Raw genomic sequence first — 25,747 nt, forward strand, 5'->3', positions numbered from 1 at the left:
CCGCAAAAGAGTATCCTTTGCCGGGCTGAGAGAGTGGAGGTCCGGTTTGTCGACTGAGCTAGAGAGTACGCGGAGAGCGCTGCGTGACGCCGTCGCGCAGGCCGAGCGTGCCGCCGAGCTGGCCAGGCTGCTGGACGCCGCCCAGGCCAGGCTGGCCGAGGCCGAGCAGCGCGCCGAGGAGGCGAAGGCGCTCGCGGAGCAGCTCAGCGAGACCGAGGAACGGCTGGCCGCCGAGCAGGCCGCCGCGGACAAGCTGCGCAAGGAGCTGGCCGAGCAGCGCTTCCAGGCCGAGGTGGCCAACTGGAAGCTCTCGTCGATCAAGGTCGCCCGCTGGAACCGGCTGGGCGACGCCATCAAGAGCGGCAAGAGCAACCCGGTACGCCTGGCCAGGGGCCTCAAGGGCGCCGCCAAGCCGGTCAAGCGCCCCACCGCGCCCAAGCGCAAGCCCGTCGCCACCGCGAACAGGCCCAAGGACGAGCGCCCTGGCGCCGCCTTCCAGGCCACCACCAGCACCAGGACGCTCGGCGGCGCCCAGTTCAAGCTCAAGCCCTTCCGGGTGCCCACCGGCCCCAACACCCGGCCGCACCTGACCGCCGCCGTCATCGCCGACCCGCACGCCGAGGCGCTGCTGCGCTACGAGTGGCGGCAGACCACCGGCTTCACGCCCCGCGACTTCGCCAGGGTGCTCCCGCTGGAGGTGCCCCACCTGCTGGTCGTGGAGTCCGTCACGCAGGGCCCGTGGGCCGAGGAGATCATCGGCGAGCCGGGCGAAGGGCTGAAGTCGCTGCTCGCGTGGTGCGCCGAGCGCGGCATCCGCACGGTCTTCTGGCACACCAAGGGCGACGTCTCCGCGTACGCGCAGGCCGCCGACCTCTTCGAGCACCGCTTCACCGCCGACCTGACCGTGGCGTGGCCGCGCCTGCAGTTCGGGGTGCAGCCCCGGGTGCACAACCCGCTGCCGCTGTCCGGTGGCCGCATCGACCGCGTGCTCACCCTCGACCAGCTCCTGCCCGAGCACCTGACCTACCCCGACGTGCTGACCTCCTACCGCTGGCCGGCCGCCGCCGACTGCCCGCCGGGCACCCCGCAGTGGCGTCTCGCCGAGATCGCCGCCTGCGGCACGCCCATCGGCACCGAGGCCGACTCGCGGCGGGCGCACGTGGCGCTGCGGCGGGCGTACGCGATGGGCACGATGAGCGAGCGCATCGACGAGATGCTCGACGCGATCGGCCTGCCCAGCGCGCGGCCCACGCTCAACACCTCCGTGCTGCTGCCCATCGTCGACCCCTACACGATGGAGCACGCGCTGGCGCAGGTCGCCCGGCAGCCGGGCGTCGACCAGCTCATCGTCATCGGGCCGCCCGAGGCCGAGCTGCGGGCCCGCGACGTGCTGCCGGACGTCGAGGTCATCCACCGGCGGCCGGCGCCGTCCATGACCGTGGGCGCGATGCTCAACGCCGGCATCGACCTGTGCGAGGCCGACCTGGTCGCGGTCATGGACCCGCGCGACGTCTACGGCTCCCACTACCTGTCCGACCTGCGCAGGGCGTTCCTGTTCAGCACCGCCGACATCGTCGGCAAGGCCGCCTTCTACGCCCACCTGCGCAAGCCGCAGGCCACGCTGCTCAAGCAGCCAGAGGCCGAGTACACCTACCTGCCCGAGATCGCCGGCGGCACCCTGCTCGCCCGCCGCAACGCGCTGCGCGAGCTGGGCTTCGCCGACCTCACCGAGGGCTGGGACGAGGTGCTCATGCGGCAGTGCCGCACCGACGGCGTCAAGGTCTTCTCCGCCGACCGGTTCGGCTACGTACGGGTGCGCGACGAGGACCGCTGGCTGCTCGGCGCGGCCCAGCTCGTCGAGTACGGCTCCGCCGAGCCCCACGCGCTCATCTGAGCCACAGCAGCAGCGCCAGGGCCGTCAGGGCGAGGCCGCTCGCGGCGCGGAGCCACGTCCCGGTGGTGGACTCCCCGGTGGACTCCCCGGTGGACTCATCGGTGGACTCCTCCTTGAAGCCCCACAGCAGGAACTCCTGGGCGAGGACGACCAGCGCGAGCCACGGGCTCCACGCGATCAGCGGGAAGGCGGCGACGTCCTTGGAGAGGTTCGCCGCGGCCGGGAGGAGCCGCTTCGGGCTCAGCGGATGGCCTGGGGACGGGCCCGTCATGCCGCCGTCCTGCCGGGCGGCGTCGACGGTGGCGGCGCCATTGACGAGTGCCACGCCGATCAGGGCGTTCAGGAGGACCGTGGCCAGCCCCAGCCACGTCGCCTCCGCCGCGCCGAGGCCGGGCCAGAGCACCAGGGCCAGGCGCAGCAACCCGATGGTGACGATGATCACTGCGCCGGACAGCCGCATCGCTCGGCGCCCGCCGCCGGTCGCCTCGGCGGAGAGCACCCCGCCCACGGCCGCCGCCGCGAGGCCCCCGATCACCATCACCACCGCGAGACCTAAGGAGCCCCAGGTCGGCCAGGCCACCGTCAGGCCCACCGCCGCCCCGGCGATCAGGATCATGAGCAGGTTCCGCCACATCTCGTGCCGCCGGTTCTTCGACAAGCTGATCTCCGCGTTCACGCCCGCACCCCCGTCCGCTCTTTTGGGGAGGAACGAGCCGCGTCCCTGACGGGGTTCCATGCGCATAAAGTTTTCGAAGTGACGTCCGATGAGCTGGTCGCCGTGCTAGGGGAGCCGCCCGTGCCCGACGGCACGTGGGAGCACGAGATCCGCTACGTCTCCGCGGCGGCCCTGCGGCGCCGGGTGCCGCCCGATGGGCTGGCCGAGCGGGTGCGCGCGCTCGGGGGCGTGGTCTCCGCCCAGGTGGCGGGGGCCGGGTTCCTGCGGATCGTCGTGGACGACCCCATCGGGCTCATCGAGGCGGCGCCGGTGCCGTACGAGCCGGCCTGGCCCGACTTCCCCCGCACCTGGGACAACCCCGGCTTCGTCGTGCGCTACGCGCACGCGCGCGCCTGCGCCGTGCTGAGGTGGGCGGCGGACCTCGGGGTGCCGCGCGGCCCGGCGGGCCTGCCTGAGGACGCGGCGCACCGGCACGTGCTCAGGGTCCTGGCCGAGCTGCCGGGACGCCGGTCGAGCAGGGACCCCGGGTGGGAGGCGTACCTGGTGCGGCTGGCGCTGGCCTACCACGACGCGCACGAGCGCGCGCCCGCCGTTCCGGTGGGCGACGAGGAGCCGTCGCCGGCGCACGCGGCCCGCGTGCGGGTGGCCGATGTGGTACGTACGGTGCTTCCCGGCCCAGAGCGTCTGTGAGCAGAAAATATCCGGTGAAACGGCGAAAAAGAGTAAAAATTACCCTGCCAGACCTTGATCGCGTCTCGATACGTGGTCACAGGGTCATGGCTTACTTGCGCTTCCGATAGCCTCGATCGGGTGAGTCGATTCGCCCATCCCGCCGGGGACCGGCACGCCGAGATGCTGCCCCACGAGCGCCCGCCGCAGGCGCCCGCCGACCTCAACCGGATCAACCCCGCGATCTGGCCCCGAACGTCGAGCCGGGCCGACGGGGCGCTGACCGTGGGCGGGGTGGACGTACGCGACCTGGCCCGCGAGCACGGCACCCCGCTCTACGTCATCGACGAGGACGACGTGCGCTCGCGCATGCGCGACTACGCCACGGCCTTCGCCGGCTCCGAGGTCCACTACGCCGGCAAGGCGTTCCTGTGCAAGGAGATCGTGCGCTGGCTGCTCGACGAGGGCCTCGGCCTCGACGTCGCGAGCGGCGGCGAGCTGGCCGTCGCGCTCAGCGTCGGCTTCCCCGCCGAGCGCATCACCATGCACGGCAACAACAAGTCCGCCGTCGAGCTGCGCAGGGCGCTGGAGGCCGGCGTCGGCCACATCGTGGTCGACTCCTTCGACGAGATCGCCCGCCTCGGCCACCTCGCCCAGGAGCACGGCAAGCGGCCCAAGGTGATGATCAGGGTGACCACGGGCGTCGAGGCCCACACCCACGAGTTCATCGCCACGGCCCACGACGACCAGAAGTTCGGGCTGTCGCTCAACTCGGGTGCGGCGGCCGAGGCCGCACGCCGCATCCTGGCCCTGCCCCAGCTCCAGCTCGTCGGGCTGCACTCCCACATCGGCTCCCAGATCGTCGACACGGCCGGGTTCGAGGTCGCCGCGCGGCGCCTGGCCGGCCTGCTCGTCGAGATCAAGGACGAGCACGGCGTCGTGCTGCCCGAGCTCGACCTCGGCGGCGGCTACGGCATCGCCTACGTCGAGGGCGACGACGCCCCCGACATCAAGGAGCTGGCCGACGGGCTGCGCGAGATCGTCACCAAGGTGTGCACCGACGCCGGCCTGCCGGTGCCCCGCCTCACCATCGAGCCTGGCCGCACCATCGTCGGCCCGGGCGGCATCACCCTCTACGAGGTCGGCACCATCAAGGACGTCGAGGGCCTGCGCACCTACGTCAGCATCGACGGCGGCATGAGCGACAACGTCCGCACCGCCCTCTACGGCGCCGAATACACCGCCGTGCTGGCCAGCCGCGCGAGCGAGGCGGAGCCCATGCTCAGCCGCCTGGTCGGCAAGCACTGCGAGAGCGGCGACATCATCGTGCGCGACTTCCACCTGCCGAGCGACCTCGCGCCAGGCGACCTCATCGCCGTCGCCGCCACCGGCGCCTACTGCCGCTCGCTGGCCAACAACTACAACTACCTGCCGAGACCCGCCGTGGTCGCCGTCTCGGGCGGCGCCTCCCGCGTGATCGTGCAGGGCGAGACCGAGGACGACCTGTTGAGGGGGCAGCTGTGAAACCGCTGAAAGTGGCGCTGCTGGGCTGCGGCGTGGTCGGCTCCCAGGTCATCAGGCTCATGCACGAGCAGGCCCCCGACCTCGCCGCCCGCGTCGGCGCGCCGCTCGAACTGGCCGGCGTCGCCGTGCGCAGGCTCGGCCGCAAGCGCGACGTCGAGGTCGATCCTGCGCTGCTCACCACCGACGCCGAGTCGCTCGTCACCCGCGACGACATCGACATCGTCATCGAGGTCATCGGCGGCATCGAGCCGGCCCGCTCGCTGATCACGGCCGCTTTGTCGAGGGGCAAGTCCGTGGTCACCGCCAACAAGGCGCTGCTGGCCGAAGACGGCGCCACCCTCCACGAGGCGGCCAGGGCCGGCAACGGCGACCTCTACTTCGAGGCCAGCGTCGCCGGCGCCATCCCGCTGCTGCGCCCCCTGCGCGAGTCGCTGGCCGGCGACCACGTCAAGCGGGTGCTCGGCATCGTCAACGGCACCACCAACTACATCCTCGACAAGATGGACTCCACCGGCGCCTCCTTCACCGACGCGCTCGAGGAGGCCCAGACGCTGGGCTACGCCGAGGCCGACCCGACCGCCGACGTCGAGGGCTTCGACGCCGCCGCCAAGGCCGCCATCCTCGCCGGGCTCGCCTTCCACAGCCGGGTGCGGGCCGAAGAGGTGCACCGCGAGGGCATCACCGAGATCACCGCCACCGACGTCGCCTCCGCCAAGGCCATGGGCTACGTCATCAAGCTGCTGGCCATCTGCGCGCGCTCCGACGACGGCCGCTCCTTCGGCGTGCGGGTGCACCCGGCGATGATCCCGCGCAGCCACCCGCTGGCCGGGGTGCGCGAGGCGTACAACGCGGTCTTCGTGGAGGCCGAGTCGGCGGGGCAGCTCATGTTCTACGGCAAGGGCGCCGGCGGCGCGCCCACCGCGTCCGCCGTGCTCGGCGACCTGGTGGCCGTCGGGCGCAACCGCCTGGCCGGCACCCGCGGCCCCGAGGAGTCCACCTACGCCGAGCTGACCGTCCACCCCATGGGCGAGACCGTCACGCGCTGCCACGTGGCGCTCGACGTCGCCGACAAGCCGGGCGTGCTGGCCCGCGTGGCCGAGCTGTTCTCCAAGCACGACGTGTCCATCCAGACCGTCCGGCAGGAGGGCAGGGGCGACGACGCCCAGCTCGTCATCGTCACCCACCGCGCCACCGACGCCGCGCTCTCGGCCACCATGGAGGGGCTGCGCGAGCTCGACATCGTCCGCGCGGTGGCCAGCGTGATGCGCGTGGAGGGCGACGAAGTCGGCTGAAGGGGCGGTAATCGCCAGATCGCTCCTGAAACGGGCGTAAGGTAGGCGCCGCCGATTCCGTCCCTGCGCCCGAGGAGCAGCCTGCGATGTCCGAGACCCCCTGTGGCTTCGCGCGTACGCCGGAGAAGGGGCTGGCCCGCCTCCACTGGAACACCGGCGAATGGGCGGTCGAGGGCGGGCCGCCCGAGGTGCCGGAGCTGCGCCCGCTGCGCGGCCTGGAGGTCGAGTGGCCCGAGCGCGAGGTGCCGCTCGACGGGCTCATGCGGCTGGCCGCGGCCGGCGTGCCGCTGACCGCCGCCGACGCGCCCGCGTGGGTGCCCGCCGGCCTCGCCGCGCTGCTCACCGACCGCGACTGGCTCGCCCACCCGGCCGACGGCACCGCGCGCTCGCTGGCCGACCTGCGGCGCGAGGAGCACAGCGTACGCCTGCGCCGCCTGGCCCACCCCACGTCGATCCCGCACGTCAGCATCGTCATGGCCACCAGACGGCCCGCCATGGTGTCCGCCGCGCTGGCGCAGATGGAGCGGCAGCGCGACGTCGTCGCCGAGGTGCTGCTCGGCCTGCACGGGGTGGCCTTCGACGAGGTACGCGAGGCAGTCGGCTCCTGCGCGCTGCCCGTGCGCCACGTGGAGGCCGACGCCTCGGTGCCGTTCGGCGAGGTGCTGAACCGGGCCGCTGCCCTGGCGGAGTGCGACTATCTGGCGAAGTGGGACGACGACGACTGGTACGGCCCCCGCCATCTGGCCGACCTGTTCATGGCGCTGACGTACGCGGGGGCCGACGTGGTGGGCACCACGGCCGAGTTCTTCTACCTGGAGCCGCTGGAGGCGACGATCAGGCGCACGACGTTCGCCAGCGGGGCGAGCTATCCGAGCGAGGTCTACGCCGATCACGTGGCGGGCGGCACGATCATGGTGTCCCGGTCGAAATTCCACGACATAGGCGGATATCCCGCGCTGCCACGGGCCGTCGATCTCGAGTTCCTCAAAGCGGCCGAGAGCGCGGAGGCCCGCATCTACCGCACCCACGGCCTCGGCTACGTCCTGCGCCGCGGGCTCAGCGGCGAGCACACCTGGCAGCTCCCGCTCGCCCACTTCCTCAAGGTGGCCGCCAACCAGTGGCGGGGCTTCCGCCCGAGCCTGCTGATGGAAGCCGCGTGACCGCCCGCGTACGCGGCAACGACTACCGCGTCCTCGCCCGCGACGAGCCGCTCGAACCCCGGCTGACGGTCAGCGTCGTCGTGCCCGCGTACGGCGGCCAGGACAAGCTCGACCTGGTGCTCGCCGCGCTGGCCAGGCAGACGTACCCGGCCGAGCTCATCGAGGTCATCGTCGTCGACAACGGCAGCGAGCCGCCGCTGCGCCTGCCCGCCGAACGGCCCGAGCTGACCCGGCTGGTGCGCTGCGAGCGTCCAGGGCGCGCCGCCGCCCGCAACGCCGGGCTGGGGGCCGCCACCGGCGAGGTGATCCACTGGCTCGACTCCGACGTGCTGCTCACCCCCGGCGCGGTCGAGGCGCACATGCGCTGGCACCACGCCGCCCCCTACCTCGTCGTCACCGGCTACCTGCGCTTCACCGAGGCGCCCGTGCCCGCCGAGCTGCCGTCCGACCTGGAGGCCGCCTTCGAGCCCGCCGAGCCGCACGCCTGGCTCGTCGACCTGGTCGAGCGCACCGACGGGCTCACCGACAACCCGCAGCGGCCCTTCAGCCTGCACGTGGGCGGCGCCACCTCCGTCAACGCCGCCCTGATCAAGGCCGCCGGGCCCATGGACGACGACCTGGTGCTCGGGCAGGACACCGAGCTCGGCTACCGGCTGTGGCAGGCGGGCGCGGTCTTCGTCCCCGAGCCCGCCGCGCGCGGCTACCACCTCGGGCCGACCATGCGCATGCGCGACAAGGCACCCATCGACCGGGTCAGCCACGCGTTCGTCGCCGACCGCATCCCGGCCTACCGGTGGCTGCGCGGGCATCCCGGGCGGCAGTGGAAGGTCCCGTACGTCACCGCCGTCGTCGCCGCGACGACCGGCTACGACGAGGTGCGGGCCACCGTCGACGCGCTGCTGGCCGGCACCGTGCCCGACGTGTCCGTGCTGCTCGTCGGCCCCTGGGACACCCTCGACCACGATCGCCGTGCGCCCCTGAAGGACCCGTCGCTCGACCTGGTGCTGATCGAGGGGCACTACCGGCACGAGGGCCGGGTACACCTGGTGACCTCGGGCTCCGCCTCGGCTTCTGGCTGGGTCTCTGCCGCCGCCTCCGCCTCGGTCGACCCGGCGGTGCCGTACACGCTGCACCTGCCCGCCGGCTGGATCCCCGGCCACGACACGCTCGCCCGTCTGCTCGACCTGGCCCGCGACGAGGGCCTCGGCCTGGTGAACGTGCTCCTGGACGAGAGCTCGGGCGGCGTCGTGGCGGCCCGGCTCGAACGCGCCTCCGCCTTCGCCAGGGCTCGCATCGTGGCCGCCGCGGGCGAGAACCTGGACGACGTGGTGGACGAGGTCGCCGGCGTGCTGTGGGCCGACGGCGCCACCTACGGCTTCACCACCGAGGCCGAGCCGCCGCAGGGGCGGCGCAGCGCGTACAAGGAGAAACTGGCCGCGCAGGCGGAGGCGGCCCGGCTGGCCAAGGAGGCCGAACGCCTGCGCGCCCAGGTGACCAAGTGGCGCGAGGAAGCAGGCACCTGGCGCAAGTCGGCGGTTGAGCTGCGGCGCGAGGTCGGCTCGCTGCGCCGCCGCATCGCCGCCGCGAACCGCGTCCAGCCGGACCTGCGCTCGGTCGTCTCCAGCACGCTGAAACGCGCGCTCCGTCGCAGGCGCTGACCCGCCGCCGGCCTCCGCGACCGGGCATCCACCCATCGCCCTTCCGCCGAGAGGCAGGGACGGGCTCAGTTGGGGCGGAGGGCGGATTTGAGGCGGCGTAGGAGGGTTTTCTCTGGCGGGTCCGATGGCACCTGCACGGCCGCTTTCGGGGCCGGGATCGTGACCGGGTCCGGCTGCGCGGGCTTGGGCCAGAAGCGGTCGGGCGGCTCGTGACGTACGCCGTGCGTGGCCGCGATGACCTCGTCCACGTCATCGCCCGCGCCGGTGAGCAGCATCGCCCGGCCCAGGGCGGAGGTGCGTTCGAGGCGGGCCGTGCGGCCGTCCGGGAGGTTCACCACCAGCACGCCCGTCAGGTCCTTCTGCACCGACTCGATCATCCGCTCCAGCGTCGCCCGGTGCAGCGGCACGTCCACCGGCCCCCGGTAGCGGAACGGGATCGGGGCCGGCGTGGGCGCGGGCTCGTCGATGAGGCGGATGCGTTCGTCGTGCGCGAACAGATCACGCAGCAGCCGCAGCTCGAAGTCCGGGTCGGACAGCGAGTGGCGGCGCCCGTCGGCCAGCCGCGACCACGGCCCGACCAGCGTCACCACGACGTCCTGCACCTTGCCGTCCAGCGCCGCCGCCACCGCCTGCCGCACCGAGGTCTCGGAGGCGCCGGAGACGTCGAGCACGACTTCCACGTACGGCACCAGCCACCGCCGCCCCCGGTCCTTGCGCAGGTCACGGCGGAGCGGGATGCGATGGGCCAGGAAAGGCTCCACGGCACGCACGGCCCGCTCCCTGTCGCGATGCTGCGAGGGCAGCCCCAAATGGACCGCCTGGGCGTCCATGTCGGGCACGAAGACCACGCCGTGCATGGCCAGCCGATAGGAGAACTCGGTGTCCTCGCCACGCGCGACCGTGGGGTCGAGCCCGCCCACGGCGTGGAAGACCTCCCTGGGAAGGGCGAAGGTCGGCCCCGTGCACACGTGGTACGGATTGCGGCTCTTGCGCAGCCCGTCGGTCTTGGCGATCGTCGCCTCCGTCGAGCTGGCCACCGCCGTCTCCAGGTCGAACAGCTCTCCCAGGTGTCCCGCCAGGAAGACCTGCTCGGGGGTGACGGGCGGCGCGTCGACGAACTTCTTCATGCCGATCGTGACCAGGTAGTCGGTCTCGTGGTGCCAGCGCGCCAGCGCCTCGATGTGCTCCCTGCAGGCCACCATGTCGGAGTCGAGCCGCTGGATGATCTCGCCGTCGGCGGCCTTCGCCCCGGTGTTGACCGCGTTGGAGATGCCCCAGCCGTCGCGCACGCGTACGAGACGGGTGTTGAACGGCCGGATCTCGGGCAGGCGGATCGGCGGGTCGCTGCCGTCGTCGACGACCAGCACCTCCATGAGGTGCTCCGGGTACGTCTGCGCGGCCAGCGCCGCGAGCGTCAGGTCGAGCTTGTCCTGCCCGCCGCGCGCGGGTATCACCACGCTGACGGAAAGGGCGGGTGACCAGGCGCCGAGCAGCGGTGCCGTCACCGGTGAATAGTCGTTCTGCCTCAGAGCAGGACGCGCGTTCATGGTCGTGACCCCCTGGCCGAGACCTTATCGGGAGATGCTGAGAATTTCCTGAATAGTGCTCCTGTCCAATGCAGGAGTTCGGCGGGTGTCCGACCCGTGGACGCCGCTCCGCGACGGTCCCCGGCACCCCGTACACTCTGTGCCCAACAGCGCAGGTAGGGAGTCATCATGAGCAGGTCGTGGCGTGGCCTCATCGAGGAGTACCGCGAGCGTCTTCCGGTCACCGCGAAGACGCCCGTCATCACGCTGCTCGAAGGCGGCACGCCGCTGGTGCCCGCGCACCGCGTCTCGGCGCTCACCGGGTGCGAGGTCTACCTGAAGGTCGAGGGCGCCAACCCGACCGGCAGCTTCAAGGACCGCGGCATGACGATGGCCATCAGCAAGGCCGTCGAAGAGGGCGCCAAGGCGGTCATCTGCGCCTCCACGGGCAACACCTCCGCCTCGGCCGCCGCCTACGCCGTACGCGCCGGGCTGACCTGCGCCGTGCTGGTGCCACGGGGGAAGATCGCGATGGGCAAGCTGGCCCAGGCGCTCGTGCACGGTGCCACGCTGCTGCAGGTCGAGGGGTCGTTCGACGACTGCCTGGAGATGACGCGCAAGCTGTCGTCCAACTATCCGATCGCGCTGGTCAACTCCGTCAACCCGTACAGGTTGCAGGGCCAGAAGACCGCCGCGTTCGAGATCGTCGACGCGCTCGGCGACGCCCCCGACATCCACTGCATCCCCGTCGGCAACGCCGGCAACATCTCGGCCTACTGGATGGGCTACGGCGAATACGCCGACGACGGGGTGGCGACGAAGCGGCCGCGCATGTTCGGCTTCCAGGCCAGCGGCGCGGCGCCCATCGTGCAGGGCGCGCCCGTCACCCACCCGCACACGATCGCCACGGCCATCCGCATCGGCAACCCGGCGTCGTGGTCGCTGGCCACCGCGGCCCGCGACGAGTCGGGCGGCGTGATCCAGGCGGTGACCGACCGGCAGATCGCGGCGGCGTACAAGCTGCTGGCGCAGGAGGAGGGCGTGTTCGTCGAGCTCGCTTCCGCCGCCAGCGTAGCGGGGTTGCTGCAGGCCCACGCGCAGGGCATGGTTGATCCGGGGCAGCGCATCGTGTGCACGGTGACGGGCAACGGGCTGAAAGACCCTGACTGGGCGATCTCGGGGGCGCCCGCGCCGGTGGTCATCCCCATCGACGTCCACGCCGCCGCGGCGGCGCTCAACCTCGCCTGACGGGGAGTGACGAGGGAAAAGTGAACGAATGAGGACCGTTGACATTCGCGTGCCCGCGACGTCGGCCAACCTGGGGCCGGGTTACGACGCGCTCGGGCTCGCGCTGAGCCTCTACGACGAGGTCACGGCCACGCTCACCGGGGAGCGCGGCGTCCACGTCGTCGTGGAGGGTGAGGGGGCGGGGGAGGTCGATCCCGGCGAGGGGCATCTGGTCGTCAAAGCCATGCGGGTGGCGTACGACCGCATGGGCGTGCCCCAGCCGGAGGGCATACATCTGCACTGCCGCAACCGCATCCCGCACGCACGGGGGCTCGGGTCGTCGTCGGCCGCGGTGTGCGCGGGCATTCTCGCCGCGCGCGCACTCGCGGACTCGGGGGAGAACGCGCTGAGCGACGACGACGTCTACGCGCTGGCCACCGAGATGGAGGGCCATCCCGACAACGTCGCGCCCTGTCTTTCCGGCGGGCTGACGGTCTCGTGGTCCGACCACACCGGGCTGCCGCATAGTCTGAAACTAGTTCCCGACCAGCGCATCCGTCCGGTCGTCTGCGTCCCTTCGACGCGGCTGTCGACGGAGGCCGCCCGGGGGCTGCTGCCGAAGGACGTGCCCCACGAGGACGCCTCCTTCAACGTCGGCCGGGCCGCGCTGCTGATCGCGGCGCTGACCCAGCGGCCAGAGCCGGGGCTCCTGCTCGCCGCCACAGAAGATCGGCTCCACCAGCAATACCGCGCGCCTGCCATGCGGCAGAGTGCGGATCTGGTAGAACGTCTCCGTGCAGTGGGCGTGCCCGCGGTCGTTTCGGGAGCGGGTCCCACGGTTCTTGCGTTTTCGACATCGGATTCGCAGGATTTGATCGCGCCAGAAGTGGGTAATGACTGGCACATCCAGCAAATGGACGTCGACCCGGTTGGTGCGAACGTTCAGTTCCCCGAGACACGCTGATGCCTCTTTAGACCTTCAGGGAATAGCCGTGTGCGCTGGTGATGTTAGGCTGATAGCCGCACCAGATGCCCCCTTGGTGGGTGCGTGCTTGTCAGCCATACATCGCTGCATCATGCTTCACGTCGCGAGGCGTGAGCAGCGCGGCTGTCTCCCCGGAATCCGTTGCCTCCGGTTGGCCCACACCCGGTTGGCGCAACGCGAGGTGGCGACGACGGGGATCTGCGCGTTCGAATCATCTCGACATCTGGTTGGCGACAGCAATCTGGGGGGTGTCAGCCACGCGCCAAGGGCCATCGGCGGCGTGGACGAACCCCTCCCCAAGAGTGGCGGCCGTCTCAAGCGACAGCCGAAGATCGCAAAGTGCACCCCGACCCGGTCTGTCCCGCCGGATCGCAAGCACCTCCGGGACGCCCGGAAGAACAAATCCGGCGCCCGACCCCTGGGAAGGACCTTTTAGTTGAGCGACACCACCGAACTCCTCTCCGACGCATCAGGCGCTGAGCCGGCGTCCGGCGACACCCCCACCCGCGCAGCGGCGAAGCCGCGTGCGCGTCGCTCCGGCACCGGCCTGTCCGCCAAGGTGCTGCCCGAGCTGCAGAAGATGGCAGCGGAGCTGGGCATCAGCGGGACCGGGCGCATGCGGAAGAGCCAGCTCATCGCGGCCATCCAGGAGAAGCAGGGTGGCGGTTCCGGAGACGGCGCAGCGACGGCCGCGCCGGTGGCCGAGGCCCCCGCGGCCGCCTCCGCAGAGGCGGCGCCCGCGGCGGAGCGACCCACCCGTACACGCAGGGAACGTTCCCGCGCCAAGACCGTGGAAGAGCCCGCGCAGCAGCCTGCCGCCGCCGCGCCCGAGCCCGTGGCCGCCGCGCCTGAGCCGGTCGCCGCCGCCGTGGCGGAGCCGGTCGTGGAGCAGCAGTCGCAGCCCGCGGACGCCGGACAGGGCGAGTCGCGCTCCGAGCGCGGCGAGAGCAGGCGCGAGCGCCGCAGCCGTGGCGAGCGCCGCGAGCGCGGCGAGCGGGGCAGCGACCGTAACAGCGACCGCGGTGACCGTGGTGACCGCGGCGACCGCAGTGACCGCACCAGCGACGGCGGTCGTGACGGCGGTCGTGACGGAGGCCGTGACAGTGGCCGCGATGGGGGTCGCGGCGACCAGCGCGAGCGCGTCGCAGCCGACGCGGGCGGCCGTTCCGACCAGCGCGGCGACCAGCGCGGCGACCAGCGTGGCGGCGACGACGACGAGCGCGGCGGACGCAGCCGCAGGGGCCGCTTCAGGGAGCGCAACCGTGGCCGCGGCCGCGACCGCTTCGACAGCGGCGAGCCCGTCATCGGCGACGACGACGTGCTCATCCCGATCGCCGGCATCCTCGACATCCTCGACAACTACGCGTTCGTCAGGACCAGCGGCTACCTGCCCGGCAGCAACGACGTCTACGTCTCGCTCGCCCAGATCCGCCGCAACGGCCTGCGCAAGGGCGACGTCATCACCGGCGCCGTGCGGCAGCCGCGCGAGGGCGAGCGGCGCGAGAAGTTCAACGCCCTGGTCCGCCTCGACACCGTCAACGGCATGGACCCGGAGCAGGCCCGCAACAGGCCCGACTTCAACAAGCTGACGCCGCTCTACCCGCAGGAGCGCCTGCGCCTCGAGACCGAGCCCAACATCCTCACCACGCGGATCATCGATCTCGTCTCGCCGATCGGCAAGGGCCAGCGCGGTCTCATCGTCTCGCCGCCGAAGGCGGGTAAGACGATGGTGCTGCAGGCCATCGCCAACGCGCTCACCCGCAACAACCCCGAGTGCCACCTCATGGTCGTGCTCGTGGACGAGCGGCCTGAAGAGGTCACCGACATGCAGCGGTCGGTCAAGGGCGAGGTCATCCACTCCACCTTCGACCGTCCCGCCGAAGACCACACCACGGTCGCCGAGCTCGCCATCGAGCGGGCCAAGCGCCTGGTGGAGCTGGGCCACGACGTCGTCGTCCTGCTCGACTCGATCACCCGGCTCGGCCGCGCGTACAACCTCGCGGCCCCCGCGTCCGGGCGCATCCTGTCGGGTGGTGTCGACTCCACGGCGCTCTACCCGCCCAAGCGCTTCTTCGGCGCCGCCCGCAACATCGAGAACGGCGGCTCGCTGACGATCCTCGCCACGGCCCTGGTCGAGACCGGGTCGAAGATGGACGAGGTCATCTTCGAAGAGTTCAAGGGCACCGGCAACATGGAGCTCAAGCTCAACCGGTCCCTGGCCGACAAGCGGATCTTCCCGGCGGTCGACGTCGACGCGTCCAGCACGCGTAAGGAAGAGATCCTCATGGCCAAGGAGGAGCTGCAGATCGTCTGGAAGCTGCGCAGGGTGCTGCACGCGCTCGACATGCAGCAGGCGCTGGAGCTGCTCCTGGAGAAGATGAAGGAGACCAAGTCCAACGCGGAGTTCCTCATGCAGGTCCAGACGACCACGGTGAGCAACGACCGCGGCTAGCGGCTGCGTCGTGAGGGGTGGCGGTGTCGTCCGCCACCCCTCACGCGTTCCCGTGCCTGGCTCATGAGGAATGAGCGATGGCCTGGGATGGTTTCACGATCTGGCACACTGGTAGCTGACCATTTTGCGGTTCCGGTTCACGCCATGCGTGAAGGCGACCCGGCGGCCGCACCCCGAAAGGACAGCGATGAAGCGCGACATCCACCCTGACTACCACGTGACGCAGGTGACCTGCTCCTGCGGTAACACGTTCACCACCCGCAGCACCGCGAAGAACGGCGTGATCCACGCCGACGTGTGCTCGGCCTGCCACCCGTTCTACACGGGCAAGCAGAAGATCCTCGACACCGGCGGCCGGGTGGCCCGCTTCGAGAAGCGCTTCGGCAAGAAGGCCTCGGGCAAGTAGCTCCACGTACGCCGGCCCGGACGCACACGCGTGCGCCGGGTCGGCGTTGTTGGTGAACGGCCCGTACTTCTCGATACAAAGGATCCACGGTGAATCTCGACGAGTTGCTCAAGGAGTATTCCGAGCTGGAGTCGCAGCTCGCCGACCCCGCCGTGCACGCCGACCAGAACAAGGCCCGCACGCTCGGCAAGCGCTACTCCCAGCTCACGCCCGTCATCGCCACCTACCGCGAGCTGGAGTCGGTCCGCGAGGACCTCACGGCCGCCAAGGAGCTGGCCGACGAGGACGAGACGTTCGCGGCCGAGGCCGCCGAGCTGGAGGCCCGCATCCCGCAGCTCGAAGAGCGGCTGCGGCACCTGCTCATCCCGCGCGATCCCAACGATGACAAGGACATCATCATGGAGATCAAGGCGGGCGAGGGCGGCGAGGAGTCCGCGCTGTTCGCGGGCGACCTGCTGCGGATGTACCTCCGCTACGCCGAGCGGCTCGGCTGGAAGACCGAAGTCATCGACAGCCAGCCCTCCGACCTCGGCGGCTACAAAGACGTCACGGTCGGCATCAGGGCCAAGGGCGACGAGGGCGTGTGGTCGCGGCTGAAGTTCGAGGGCGGCGTCCACCGCGTGCAGCGGGTGCCCGTCACCGAGTCGCAGGGCCGCATCCACACCAGCGCCGCGGGCGTGCTCGTCTACCCGGAGGCGGAGGAGGTCGACGTCCAGATCGACCCCAACGACCTGCGCATCGACGTCTACCGCTCCAGCGGCCCCGGCGGCCAGAGCGTCAACACCACCGACTCCGCGGTGCGCATCACCCATCTGCCCACCGGCGTCGTCGTCTCCTGCCAGAACGAGAAGAGCCAGCTCCAGAACAAGGAGTCGGCCCTGCGCATCCTGCGCGCCCGGCTGCTGGCCATGGCGCAGGAGGAGGCCGAGGCCGCCGCCCAGGCGGAGCGCAAGTCGCAGGTCCGCACCGTCGACCGCTCCGAGCGCGTCCGCACCTACAACTTCCCGGAAAACCGCATCTCCGACCACCGCGTCGGCTTCAAGGCGTATAACCTCGACCAGGTGCTCGACGGAGAGCTCAACGCCGTCACCCAGGCCCTCATCGACGCCGAGATGGCGGAGAAGCTCGCACAACACTCATGACATTTCTGCTGGACGAGATCGCGCTCGCCACTGCCCGGCTGGCCGAGGCAGGCGTTCCTTCGCCGCGCACCGACGCCGAGGAGATCGCGGCCTTCGTCCACGGCGTGCGCAGAAGCGAGCTGCACACCGTCAAGGACTCCGACTTCGACGCGCTCTTCTGGGAGGGCGTGGCCAGGCGGGAGGCCCGCGAGCCGCTGCAGCACATCACCGGCCACGCCTACTTCCGCTACCTCGAGCTGGCCGTCGGGCCCGGCGTGTTCGTGCCGCGGCCGGAGACCGAGGTGATGGCCGGCTGGGCCATCGAGACCCTGCGCGAGATGGACGTCACCGCGCCGCTCGTCGTCGACCTCGGCACCGGCTCCGGCGCCATCGCGCTGTCCATCGCCCAGGAGGTGGCGCTGGCCGAGGTGCACGCCGTCGAGGTCGATCCCGCGGCGTACACGTGGGCCAAGCGCAACATCTCCGAGCTCGGCCAGGGGCGCACCCACCTGCACCCCGAAGACCTCGCCGAGGCGCTGCCCGAGCTCAACGGCAAGGTCGACCTCGTCATCTCCAACCCGCCCTACATCCCGCCCGGCGCCATCCCGCGCGACCCCGAGGTGCGCGACTACGACCCCACCAGGGCCCTCTACGGCTCGGGCGACGACGGGCTCGGCGAGGTGCGGGCCGTCGAGCGCACGGCGCGCCGGCTGCTGCGGCCCGGCGGGTGGGTGGCCGTCGAGCACGCCGACGAGCAGGGCAGGGCCGTCTACCTCACCTTCCCCGAGGACAACGGCTGGCGTGACGTACGCCTGCGCCAAGACCTCACCAGACGAGACCGCTTCGTCACGGCCAGGCTGGGCCAAGACTAGGATGCACGCGAAGCGGCGCTACCTGCTCCTGACCGCCGGGGGCCGCGGCGACCGTACTTGGAGGAAGGAGGAGGCCTCGACAGCGCCGTTCACCCGCTGAGCGGAGCGAGGCAACCAATCGTGGGACGACGTTTCGACTGCTCCGACCCCGACCAGCGGACCATCGGGCTGATGGAGGCCGCGGCCGCCGCCCGCCGGGGCGATCTCCTGGTGCTGCCGACCGACACGGTCTACGGCATCGGCGCCGACGCCTTCACGCCCGAAGCCGTCACCAAACTGCTCGAGGCCAAGGGGCGCGGGCGTGACATGCCGCCGCCCGTGCTGGTGGGCACCGTACGCGCGGCGAGCGCGCTGGTGGACGACCTGGGGCCGTACGGGCAGGACCTCATCGACGCCTTCTGGCCTGGGCCGCTGACGCTCATCTGCAAGGCCAACAGGGCTCTGTCGTGGGACCTGGGCGACACGAAGGGGACGGTCGCCGTACGCATGCCGCTCCACCCCGTCGCGCTCGACCTGCTCAAGGAGACCGGGCCCATGGCCGTCTCCAGCGCCAACCGGTCCGGCGCGCCCGCCGCCACCACCGTGGACGAGGCCGAAGCGCAGCTCGGCGACGCCATCGAGGTCTATCTCGACGGGGGCAAGACCACCGACAACACCCCGTCCACCATCCTCGACCTCACCACCGCCGTGCCGCGGCTGCTGCGGCGTGGGGCGATCCCCGTGGAGAAGCTGCGCGGCATCATCGGTTACGTCGCCACAGACGACTGACTGACGACTAGTCGTATACCGGCTGCTTATTCCGGCTGCCAAGCCGCTCCCGTCGTGGTTACGTGGGCGCGGAGCGGCTAGACGTCGGGGAGTGGCGCATGGGCAAGTACGACGGCATGGACCCCAAGCTGGTCCGTGACCTGCTGGCCGAGGTCAAGCGGGCGGCTGCGCAGATGCGTACGACGGAGGAGCGCGTCCGCCTCGCCATGCACCAGGCCGGGCTGCCCCTGCAGAGCACCCACCGTCCCGTGCAGGTCGCCGACGCGGTGGACGTCATGGTGCGCGACGTCGACAAGCGGCTCGCCACCCTGGAGAAGCGCGTGGATCCGCCGCCGAAGGCGGGCTCGGGTTCGGCCGGCGAGGACGCGAACTCCACCCCGAAGGAGTCCCGAGGGGATCGGGACCGGTACGAGAACCCCCGCAGCCCCGGCTCCCCTTCTGGTTCCGACGACAGGACCGGGTCGAACGGGCGCGCCGAGACCGGCGGAAAGACCGGCACCGGCGGGAACCCCGGCTCCGACGGCAAGCCCGACGTGGGTGACAAGCCCGGAGGCGGGGGGCCTGACGCGAACGAGCGACCCGACTCATCCGGAAAGACCGGCACCGGCGACAAGCCGGATGTGGGCGGCAAGCCGGATGTGGGCGGCCAGAACTGCGACGACAAGGACCCCCGCCCGGACCAGGACAACGGGAACGTCGGCGACCGGGGAACCGGCCAGGGGAACGAGACCGGTCGGGACAACGGGACCGGGGGCGACGGCAGGACCGGTGATCGAGCCGGCGACCAGCCTGTGAGCCAGCCCAAGGACGACGATCTGGACAGCCGCCGCGATCGCGGCAACGACGCCGACACCAGGGGCCCGGACACCGGCGCGACGGACAACGGGGCCTCGGACACCAGGGGCTCGGACAACGGGGCCTCGGACAACGGGACGGCCGGCACGCCTGTGGGCGACGGTCAGGACGCGTCCAAGCCCCAGGTCGTGGTGGTCGATGGCGTGAAGGTGCTGCAGGTGCCTCTGGACCCGCCGTCCGCCGCAGCCATCGAGGAGATGCTGCGGAACCCCGACCAGGTCCAACCGGCGGACATGCCGAAACTCCCCGCCGACAACGCCACACTCCCGCCGGACACCAACGACACCGGCTCACCGAACGACACCGGCTCACCGAACGGCACCGGCTCGTCCAACGCGACCGGCACCGCGAACGTCAACGGCTACGCGAACGACGGCAGCGACGTCGTCTCGGCCGAGGCCCGCCCACCGGACCTGGACGCCCTCAAGACGGTCATCGAGAACCACCGGGACGTAGCCCCGCAGGAGATGCCCGGCGTGGAGGTCCCGCGCGGCGAATACGGCCAGGGCCAGTGGGCCGAACGCGACATCCGCCCCGACGGCTCCACCGGCTCGGTCGCCCCCGGCGCCCCGATCACAGGCACCCAGACCCTCCCACCGATCGACGCGACCTCAGGCGGCCTGACCACAGACGGCCAGGTCACATCGACGAGCGGCGCCGCAGCAGGCAGCGCGGGCACGATCGCGGGTGGCTACACCCCGGACGCACCCGGCACAGGCACCACACCGTCAGACCCAGGTACCGGCAACCAATCCGACGGATCCTGCCCACCGTCCAAGGACGCACCCCAGGACACGGGAGAGCGTGGTGCAGGCGGTACCGGGTCCGGGGACCAAGGTGGGGAGCGGGGCGCGGGTGGTACCGGGTCCGGGGATCAAGGTGGGGAGCGGGGCGCGGGTGGCACCGGGTCTGGTGACCAAGGTGCCGGCGGTAGTGGGGACGGGGATCGCGGTGCTGGTGCAGGGGAACGGGGCGCGGGTGGTCAGGGCTCTGGTGGTGGCGGGGCCGGGGACCAAGGTGCCGGCGGGAGCGGGGAGCGTGGCGTTGGTGGTGGGAATGGGGATCGGGGTGCGGGTGGTGGCGGGGGTGAGGGTGCCGGTGGGGGCGGGGGACAGGGCGGTACGGGTGGTCAGGGCGCCGGTGGCGGGAGCGACGGCCGAAGTGCGGATGGCCGGGGCAGGCCCGTCACGATTCCGCCGACCAGTCCGTCCGTCGAACCCCCCAACGGCGCCGCCACCGACCCTCCGGCCACAGCGCCTGACCGGGGCGCCGGTGGTGGAGCTCAAGGCGCCGGTCCTGCCGGGGCGTCACAGGGCTCGGGGGCCGGGAACCCGCCAGGGGCCGGGTATGGCGCCGTGGTGGCTCAGGAGGCCGGTTACGGGTTCGGCGCAGGGCAGGAGGTCGGTTACGGAGCGGAGGCGGCGTACGGCGCTATGGGCGACGGCGGCGACGGCGGGAGCTCCGACCGTGGAGCTCAACCTGGAGCCGGCGGGCCCGGCGCGGTGGCCGGGGAGCGGCACGAGGGCTCGGGCGGTCATGCGCCTGGGGCGGTAGCGGGGGAGCGGCAGGTCAGTGCGGCCGGTGCGTACGAGGTGTTGATCGCGTACGACGTCGAGCCGGGCTACGAGATGACGCCCGGCTCCGACAGCGGGAGGCGGGCGAATGACGGTGACGGCGTCGTGTCGGCCGGGGTGCGGCCGCCGAGCCTGGAGGCCATGGGGACCGTGATCGAGCACCACCGCGACATCCGTCCCCAGGAGATGCCGTCCGTGCAGGTGCCGCCGGGCGAGTACGGCAAGGGGGAGTGGGCGCCCGAGGACATCAGGCCGGACGGCCCGCCCGGTGAGGTGGCCCCGGAGAGGAGAGCGTGATGTACGTCGACCCGCCGGCCCCCAGGGCGAAGGGCCGTTACGAGGCGCCCCCGATCACCTCCACGGGCCCGCTGGAGGACCCGCAGCGCGCCTGGCGCTTCAATCCCGACTACGAGCGCCTGGTCACGGCATGGGAGACGGTCAAGCCGCAGCTCGACGACCTGAGGGCGGTGCTGGACAAGGCGTTCGCGCTGGCGAAGAGCCCGCAGACGTGGGACGCCCCGGTGGGCGAGCGGTACCTGGAGGACATCAGGGAGTGGCGCAACAGGCTGGCCCTTTACCGGCACGCCGTCCTGACGTCGATCAGCGACGAGGCCGCCGACACCCCGCGCTGGGTCCAGACGACGGCGAACGCCCCGCACGCCTACCCATCGTGAGGTCATGAGGGCGGATTTCGGGGCAGCCATCGTGTATGGGAAAAACGGACATCCGGTCGTACAGTGGGGAAATGGGTGCGGAGCCCTACTACGGCCCTGACTTCGGGCAGCTGCGTGAGCGTGACCCCGAGATCGCGCAGGTGCTGCTCGACGAGCTGGACCGGGTACGCGGCGGCATCCAGCTCATCGCCAGCGAGAACTTCACCTCGCCCGCCGTCATGGCCGCCCTGGGCTCCACCCTGACCAACAAGTACGCCGAGGGCTACCCGGGCCGGCGCTACTACGGCGGCTGCGAGGTCGTGGACCGGGCGGAGCGGCTGGCGGTGGAGCGGGCCAGGAGGTTGTTCGGGGCGGACCACGCCAACGTGCAGCCGCATTCCGGCGCGTCGGCGAACCTGGCCGCCTACGCCGCCCTGCTCCAGCCGGGTGACACGATGCTGGCGATGGCGCTGCCGCACGGCGGTCACCTGACGCACGGCTCGAAGGTCAACTTCTCCGGCCGGTGGTTCGACGTCGTCTCGTACGGCGTGCGCCGCGACACCGAGCTGATCGACTACGACGAGGTGCGCGACCTGGCCCTGCGCCGGCGGCCGAAGCTGATCGTGTGCGGGGCGACGGCGTATCCGAGGCTGATCGACTACGGGGTCTTCCGTGGCATCGCGGACGAGGTGGGCGCGTGGCTGATGGCGGACGTGGCGCATCCGATCGGGCTGATGGCGGGCGGCGCTATCCCGTCGGCGGTTCCGTACGCGGACGTCGTGACGTTCACCACGCACAAGGCGCTGAGGGGACCGCGCGGCGGCGCCATCCTGTGCACGTCGGAGCTGGCGAAGCGGATCGACCGCGCGGTGTTCCCGTTCGTGCAGGGCGGCCCGCTGATGCACGTGGTGGCGGCGAAGGCGGTGGCGTTCTGCGAGGCGATGCGGCCGGAGTTCGCCGGTTACGCGCGCCGGGTGGTGGCGAACGCGCGGTCGCTGGCGGCGGCGCTGGCGGCGGAGGGGATGCGGCCCGTGTCGGGCGGCACGGACACCCATCTGGCGCTCATCGACCTGCGCGAGGTGGGGGTGTCGGGCGCCGAGGCGGAGCGCAGGTGCGCGGCGGCGGGCATCACGCTGAACCGCAACGCGGTCCCGTACGATCCCGAACCTCCGGCGGTGACGTCGGGCATCAGGGTGGGCACGCCGTGCGTGACGACCCAGGGGATGGGCGAGGAGGACCTGGCGGAAGTGGGAGAACTGGTGGCCAGGGCGGTGCGCGGGCCGGAGGCGTCCGCCGAGGTCAGGGAAAGAGTTGCGGCCCTTCTGGCCATCCATCGCCCATATCTCAGCGAATATTAAGCGGGTCTGTGTCGTTTTCCGGTCACAGCTGGCCGGCGCATCCGGGAAACTAGGGTCGTGCGCGAATACCTGTTCATGGCGCTCATCTCAGCGGCGGTGACCTACCTGCTGGTGCCGTTGGTGCGCCGCTTCGCCATCCGCATCGGCGCCATGCCCGAGGTTCGCGAGCGCGACGTGCACACCACGCCGACGCCGAGGCTCGGCGGCCTGGCGATGTACGGCGGCCTGGTGGTGGGCCTGCTGTGCGCGAGCCGATTGCCCCACAGCGGCGCGGCGCTGTCGGAGTCCGACGCCAACGCGGTCACGGCGCTCATCGTGGCCGGCGGCCTCATCACGGTGACGGGCTTCCTCGACGACTGGTGGGGCATGGACGCCTTCATCAAGCTCGGCGGGCAGATCGCGGCGGCGGGCGTGCTGGTCGCCTACGACCTGCGGCTGCTCTACATCCCGCTGCCGAAGGACTGGGGCGGCTCGACCAGCCTCGACTACACCCTCAGCACGATCATCACCATCATGGTCGTGGTCGTCACCATCAACGCGGTCAACTTCGTCGACGGCCTCGACGGGCTCGCGGCCGGCATCGTGGGCATCGCGGCCATGGCCACCTGGGCCTACTCGATCTTCCTCGCCCAGAGCATGAGCGTCGGCAACATCACCACGACCGCCGCCATCGCGGCCGTGCTCATCGGCACGTGCGTGGGCTTCCTGCCGCACAACTTCCACCCGGCGAAGATCTTCATGGGCGACACCGGCGCCATGCTGATCGGCCTGGTGCTGGCCTCCTCGATCGTCACCGTGACCCCGCTCGACCCGGCGGCCATCGAGGACATGAACAAGTTCGGCGTGCTGCTGCCGCTGATGCTGCCGGCCGCCGTGCTGGTGCTGCCGCTGGTCGACCTGATCACCGCGGTGGTGCGGCGCACGTCGCAGGGCCTGTCGCCGTTCGCCCCCGACCGCGGACACCTGCACCACCGGCTGCTCGACATCGGCCATTCGCAGCGCCGCTCGGTCCTGATCATGTACGCGTGGGCGTTCCTGTTCGCCTTCGTCGTGGTGCTGATGTCCCGCCAGGGTGTGCCGGTGCTGCTGTTCCCCGTGTTCATCGTGCTGGCGCTGGCCGTGCTGGTGCTGATGGCGGCTCCGCGCTGGCGCGGCAGGGGCGGCACGCGCCCGGCGTCGCGGCGTGACGAGCCCGACGACGACGGCCCGCCGACCGGCCCGATGCCGCCGATCCTGCCGGACCCGCAGGTCAGGCGGCAGATGCCGCCGCCGGGCGGCGCCGCGCACGAGCGCGCGAGCACAGAGGGCAATCCGGTCATCACCGCATTTCCGCGCCGTCCATGACAGCGAACTAGAAACGGCAGGTAAAAGCGGTCTTCCGTGAGCTTGTGATATCTTTCACGAGCAGGGGCCTCCAGATGCACCGGTTCTGGAGGTAGCAAACGCTCGCTTGATAACTTGCCGATGGAGCATTGATGCAGGCCAACGACGTGCGCGTACTCAAGAGCGCCGCGATTCCGACCCTCGCGGTCGGGCTGGTCGCCGTGCTCGTGTCCCTCCTGCTGGCAGGTGGCAAGGGAGCACTCGGAGCCGCACTCGGCACCTTGCTCGTCGGGGTCTTCTTCAGCATCAGCGTGGTGGCGGTGTCCTACGCCGCCCGGGTCTCCCCTCAGGTGATGGCCATCGCGGCGATGCTGAGCTACCTCGTCAAGGTCGTCGTCATCATGCTCGTGCTCAACGCGTTCCGCGACACCACGGCGTGGAACACGCTTGCTTTCGCCTGGTCGGTGGTGATCGGCACCATCGTGTGGACCGGTTTCGAGGTCCGCGCCTTCATGAAGACCAAGATGCTGTACGTCGACCCCGAGGCCCGGGTCCCCGGCAGGGGCGACTCATGATGCCGATGGCCGGGCGGGGCCCGATATGACTAGCCCTCTGTCCGCCTGCTATCGTCGGGGCCGCGATGAGCGCACAGGAACGCCGACCGGAAGAAGACGGTCGCGACTTCGCCGACGCCATGTGGTCAGTCCCCAGCTATCTGCTCGCGGGGATGGCCGTCTACGGCGGTCTCGGGTGGTTGCTGGACCGGTGGCTGGACATGTCCGCGTTCTTCCCCATAGGCGTGGTTCTGGGGGTTGTGCTCGCCGGCTACCTGGCCTACCGGAAGTTCAGTCGCTAACCCGGCGCAGCGATCACTTCGCCGAGGTAACTCTTGTGATCCACTACGACGTTGAAGGGAACGCCGCGTGAGTGCGCTGACGGTCCTCGCTCCTCCTGGCGAACAGTTCGGGGCGCCTACGCCAGACGAGCTGTTCAATCTGCCCCCCATCATCGAGGGGGTCGCCTGGTTCACCAAGCCGGTCCTGCTCGCGATCCTTACCTCGCTCGTGGTGATCGCTCTGTGCTGGGGCGCCTTCGGTAACCCGAAGATCGTGCCCAGGGGCCTGCAGAACGTCGTCGAGTACGGCTACATGTTCGTCCGCGACCAGGTCGCCCGGCCCTTCCTGGGCAAGGACGCCGACCAGTGGATGGGCCTGCTCGTCTCGATCTTCTTCGTGGTCCTGCTGTGGAACTTCATGGGCGTCATCCCCGTGCTGCAGTTCCCGGTGGCCTCCCACATCGCCTTCCCCGCCGTGCTCGCCCTGATCATCTACATCCTCAAGATCTACCTCGGCATGAAGCACCAGGGCGCGGTCGGCTACTTCAAGAACATGATGTTCCCCCCGGGCCTGCCCAAGTTCATCTACGTCCTGCTGGCCCCGATCGAGTTCCTGTCGAACCTGATCATCGCCCCCTTCACCCACGCGGTCCGACTCTTCGCGAACATGTTCGCGGGCCACATGCTGCTGGCCTTCTTCAGCATGGTCGGCTTCTGGTTCCTGTTCGAGAAGCTGACCCCGCTGGGCGCGCCCGTCGGCGTGATCGGCGTGGTGATGACGATCATCCTGACCGGCTTCGAGATGTTCATCCAGTTCCTGCAGGCCTTCCTGTTCGCGATGCTGGCGGCGATGTACATCGGCAACTCGCTCCACCCGGAGCACTGAGAACCACCGCACGACTCACGGAATGTCCATGAC

General features: G+C 71.0%; 22 protein-coding genes. 20 read left to right on the forward strand and 2 right to left on the reverse strand.

Going from position 1 to position 25,747, the window contains the following annotated elements; all coding sequences use genetic code 11:
* Positions 1–46: 46 nt before the first annotated feature.
* Positions 47–1,894 (forward strand): hypothetical protein, encoded by a 1,848-nt coding sequence (locus AB0K12_RS04480; RefSeq protein ID WP_364555502.1) that lies wholly within the window; start codon positions 47–49, stop codon positions 1,892–1,894.
* Here the strand turns inward: AB0K12_RS04480 and AB0K12_RS04485 are convergent.
* Complete coding sequence (locus tag AB0K12_RS04485) at positions 1,887–2,570, reverse strand: hypothetical protein (RefSeq protein WP_364555503.1); 684 nt, start codon at positions 2,568–2,570, stop codon at positions 1,887–1,889. The genes AB0K12_RS04480 and AB0K12_RS04485 overlap by 8 nt on opposite strands.
* Positions 2,571–2,648: 78 nt before the next feature.
* Here AB0K12_RS04485 and AB0K12_RS04490 point away from each other — a divergent pair, with 78 nt between their 5' ends.
* The 5 genes from AB0K12_RS04490 (at position 2,649) to AB0K12_RS04510 (ending at position 8,873) form a co-directional block, all read left to right on the forward strand.
* A complete protein-coding gene (locus AB0K12_RS04490) occupies positions 2,649–3,260 on the forward strand; it encodes an anticodon-binding protein (RefSeq protein WP_364555505.1) in 612 nt (203 codons plus the stop codon).
* Positions 3,261–3,380: 120 nt separating this feature from the next.
* Positions 3,381–4,763 carry a diaminopimelate decarboxylase gene (lysA, locus tag AB0K12_RS04495; protein WP_364555507.1) on the forward strand — a complete coding sequence of 461 codons (1,383 nt, stop codon included), beginning with the start codon at positions 3,381–3,383 and terminating at the stop codon, positions 4,761–4,763.
* Positions 4,760–6,055: a homoserine dehydrogenase gene (locus tag AB0K12_RS04500; protein ID WP_364378859.1), complete on the forward strand. Its 1,296-nt coding sequence runs from the start codon at positions 4,760–4,762 to the stop codon at positions 6,053–6,055. Before lysA ends, AB0K12_RS04500 begins: the two co-directional genes overlap by 4 nt.
* Before the next feature lie 86 nt (positions 6,056–6,141).
* Positions 6,142–7,215: a family 2 glycosyl transferase gene (locus AB0K12_RS04505; protein WP_364555510.1), complete on the forward strand. Its 1,074-nt coding sequence runs from the start codon at positions 6,142–6,144 to the stop codon at positions 7,213–7,215.
* The gene (locus AB0K12_RS04510) at positions 7,212–8,873 is read left to right on the forward strand and encodes a glycosyltransferase (protein ID WP_364555511.1); all 1,662 of its coding nucleotides are present in this window, start codon (positions 7,212–7,214) and stop codon (positions 8,871–8,873) included. The genes AB0K12_RS04505 and AB0K12_RS04510 overlap by 4 nt, the downstream gene beginning before the upstream one ends.
* 65 nt (positions 8,874–8,938) lie before the next feature.
* Here AB0K12_RS04510 and AB0K12_RS04515 read toward each other — a convergent pair whose 3' ends face one another.
* Positions 8,939–10,378, reverse strand: coding sequence for a glycosyltransferase (locus tag AB0K12_RS04515; protein ID WP_364555513.1), 1,440 nt, complete (start codon positions 10,376–10,378; stop codon positions 8,939–8,941).
* A gap of 210 nt (positions 10,379–10,588) precedes the next feature.
* Between AB0K12_RS04515 and thrC the strand changes: the two genes are divergently transcribed.
* From thrC to atpB, 14 genes are all read left to right on the forward strand, one after another.
* Positions 10,589–11,647, forward strand: a complete 1,059-nt coding sequence (thrC, locus tag AB0K12_RS04520) for a threonine synthase (protein ID WP_345397524.1) — start codon at positions 10,589–10,591, stop codon at positions 11,645–11,647.
* A 28-nt stretch (positions 11,648–11,675) separates the two neighbouring features.
* Positions 11,676–12,590 carry a homoserine kinase gene (thrB, locus tag AB0K12_RS04525; RefSeq protein WP_364555516.1) on the forward strand — a complete coding sequence of 305 codons (915 nt, stop codon included), beginning with the start codon at positions 11,676–11,678 and terminating at the stop codon, positions 12,588–12,590.
* Positions 12,591–13,047: 457 nt separating this feature from the next.
* Positions 13,048–15,063, forward strand: a complete 2,016-nt coding sequence (rho, locus tag AB0K12_RS04530) for a transcription termination factor Rho (RefSeq protein WP_364555517.1) — start codon at positions 13,048–13,050, stop codon at positions 15,061–15,063.
* A gap of 187 nt (positions 15,064–15,250) precedes the next feature.
* Positions 15,251–15,469: a 50S ribosomal protein L31 gene (rpmE, locus tag AB0K12_RS04535; protein WP_148033924.1), complete on the forward strand. Its 219-nt coding sequence runs from the start codon at positions 15,251–15,253 to the stop codon at positions 15,467–15,469.
* An 89-nt stretch (positions 15,470–15,558) separates the two neighbouring features.
* The gene (prfA, locus tag AB0K12_RS04540; protein WP_364555519.1) at positions 15,559–16,611 is read left to right on the forward strand and encodes a peptide chain release factor 1; all 1,053 of its coding nucleotides are present in this window, start codon (positions 15,559–15,561) and stop codon (positions 16,609–16,611) included.
* The gene (prmC, locus tag AB0K12_RS04545; protein WP_345397538.1) at positions 16,608–17,462 is read left to right on the forward strand and encodes a peptide chain release factor N(5)-glutamine methyltransferase; all 855 of its coding nucleotides are present in this window, start codon (positions 16,608–16,610) and stop codon (positions 17,460–17,462) included. The genes prfA and prmC overlap by 4 nt, the downstream gene beginning before the upstream one ends.
* Before the next feature lie 120 nt (positions 17,463–17,582).
* Positions 17,583–18,230, forward strand: coding sequence for an L-threonylcarbamoyladenylate synthase (locus tag AB0K12_RS04550; RefSeq protein WP_364555522.1), 648 nt, complete (start codon positions 17,583–17,585; stop codon positions 18,228–18,230).
* Between the two features lie 98 nt (positions 18,231–18,328).
* Complete coding sequence (locus AB0K12_RS04555; RefSeq protein WP_364555524.1) at positions 18,329–20,956, forward strand: hypothetical protein; 2,628 nt, start codon at positions 18,329–18,331, stop codon at positions 20,954–20,956.
* The gene (locus tag AB0K12_RS04560; RefSeq protein WP_364555526.1) at positions 20,956–21,333 is read left to right on the forward strand and encodes a hypothetical protein; all 378 of its coding nucleotides are present in this window, start codon (positions 20,956–20,958) and stop codon (positions 21,331–21,333) included. The genes AB0K12_RS04555 and AB0K12_RS04560 overlap by 1 nt, the downstream gene beginning before the upstream one ends.
* A gap of 71 nt (positions 21,334–21,404) precedes the next feature.
* Entirely contained in the window at positions 21,405–22,670 is a 1,266-nt protein-coding gene (gene glyA, locus AB0K12_RS04565; protein WP_364555528.1) for a serine hydroxymethyltransferase, read from the forward strand.
* Between the two features lie 57 nt (positions 22,671–22,727).
* A complete protein-coding gene (locus tag AB0K12_RS04570; protein ID WP_364555529.1) occupies positions 22,728–24,014 on the forward strand; it encodes an MraY family glycosyltransferase in 1,287 nt (428 codons plus the stop codon).
* A gap of 131 nt (positions 24,015–24,145) precedes the next feature.
* Positions 24,146–24,568 carry a hypothetical protein gene (locus tag AB0K12_RS04575; RefSeq protein WP_345397555.1) on the forward strand — a complete coding sequence of 141 codons (423 nt, stop codon included), beginning with the start codon at positions 24,146–24,148 and terminating at the stop codon, positions 24,566–24,568.
* A gap of 65 nt (positions 24,569–24,633) precedes the next feature.
* Positions 24,634–24,849 (forward strand): AtpZ/AtpI family protein, encoded by a 216-nt coding sequence (locus AB0K12_RS04580; protein ID WP_355429926.1) that lies wholly within the window; start codon positions 24,634–24,636, stop codon positions 24,847–24,849.
* Between the two features lie 67 nt (positions 24,850–24,916).
* Positions 24,917–25,714 (forward strand): F0F1 ATP synthase subunit A, encoded by a 798-nt coding sequence (atpB, locus tag AB0K12_RS04585; RefSeq protein ID WP_364555531.1) that lies wholly within the window; start codon positions 24,917–24,919, stop codon positions 25,712–25,714.
* Positions 25,715–25,747: the final 33 nt, after the last annotated feature.

Origin of the sequence: Nonomuraea sp. NPDC049419 (assembly GCF_040676995.1) — a bacterium.
GTDB lineage: Bacteria > Actinomycetota > Actinomycetes > Streptosporangiales > Streptosporangiaceae > Nonomuraea > Nonomuraea salmonea.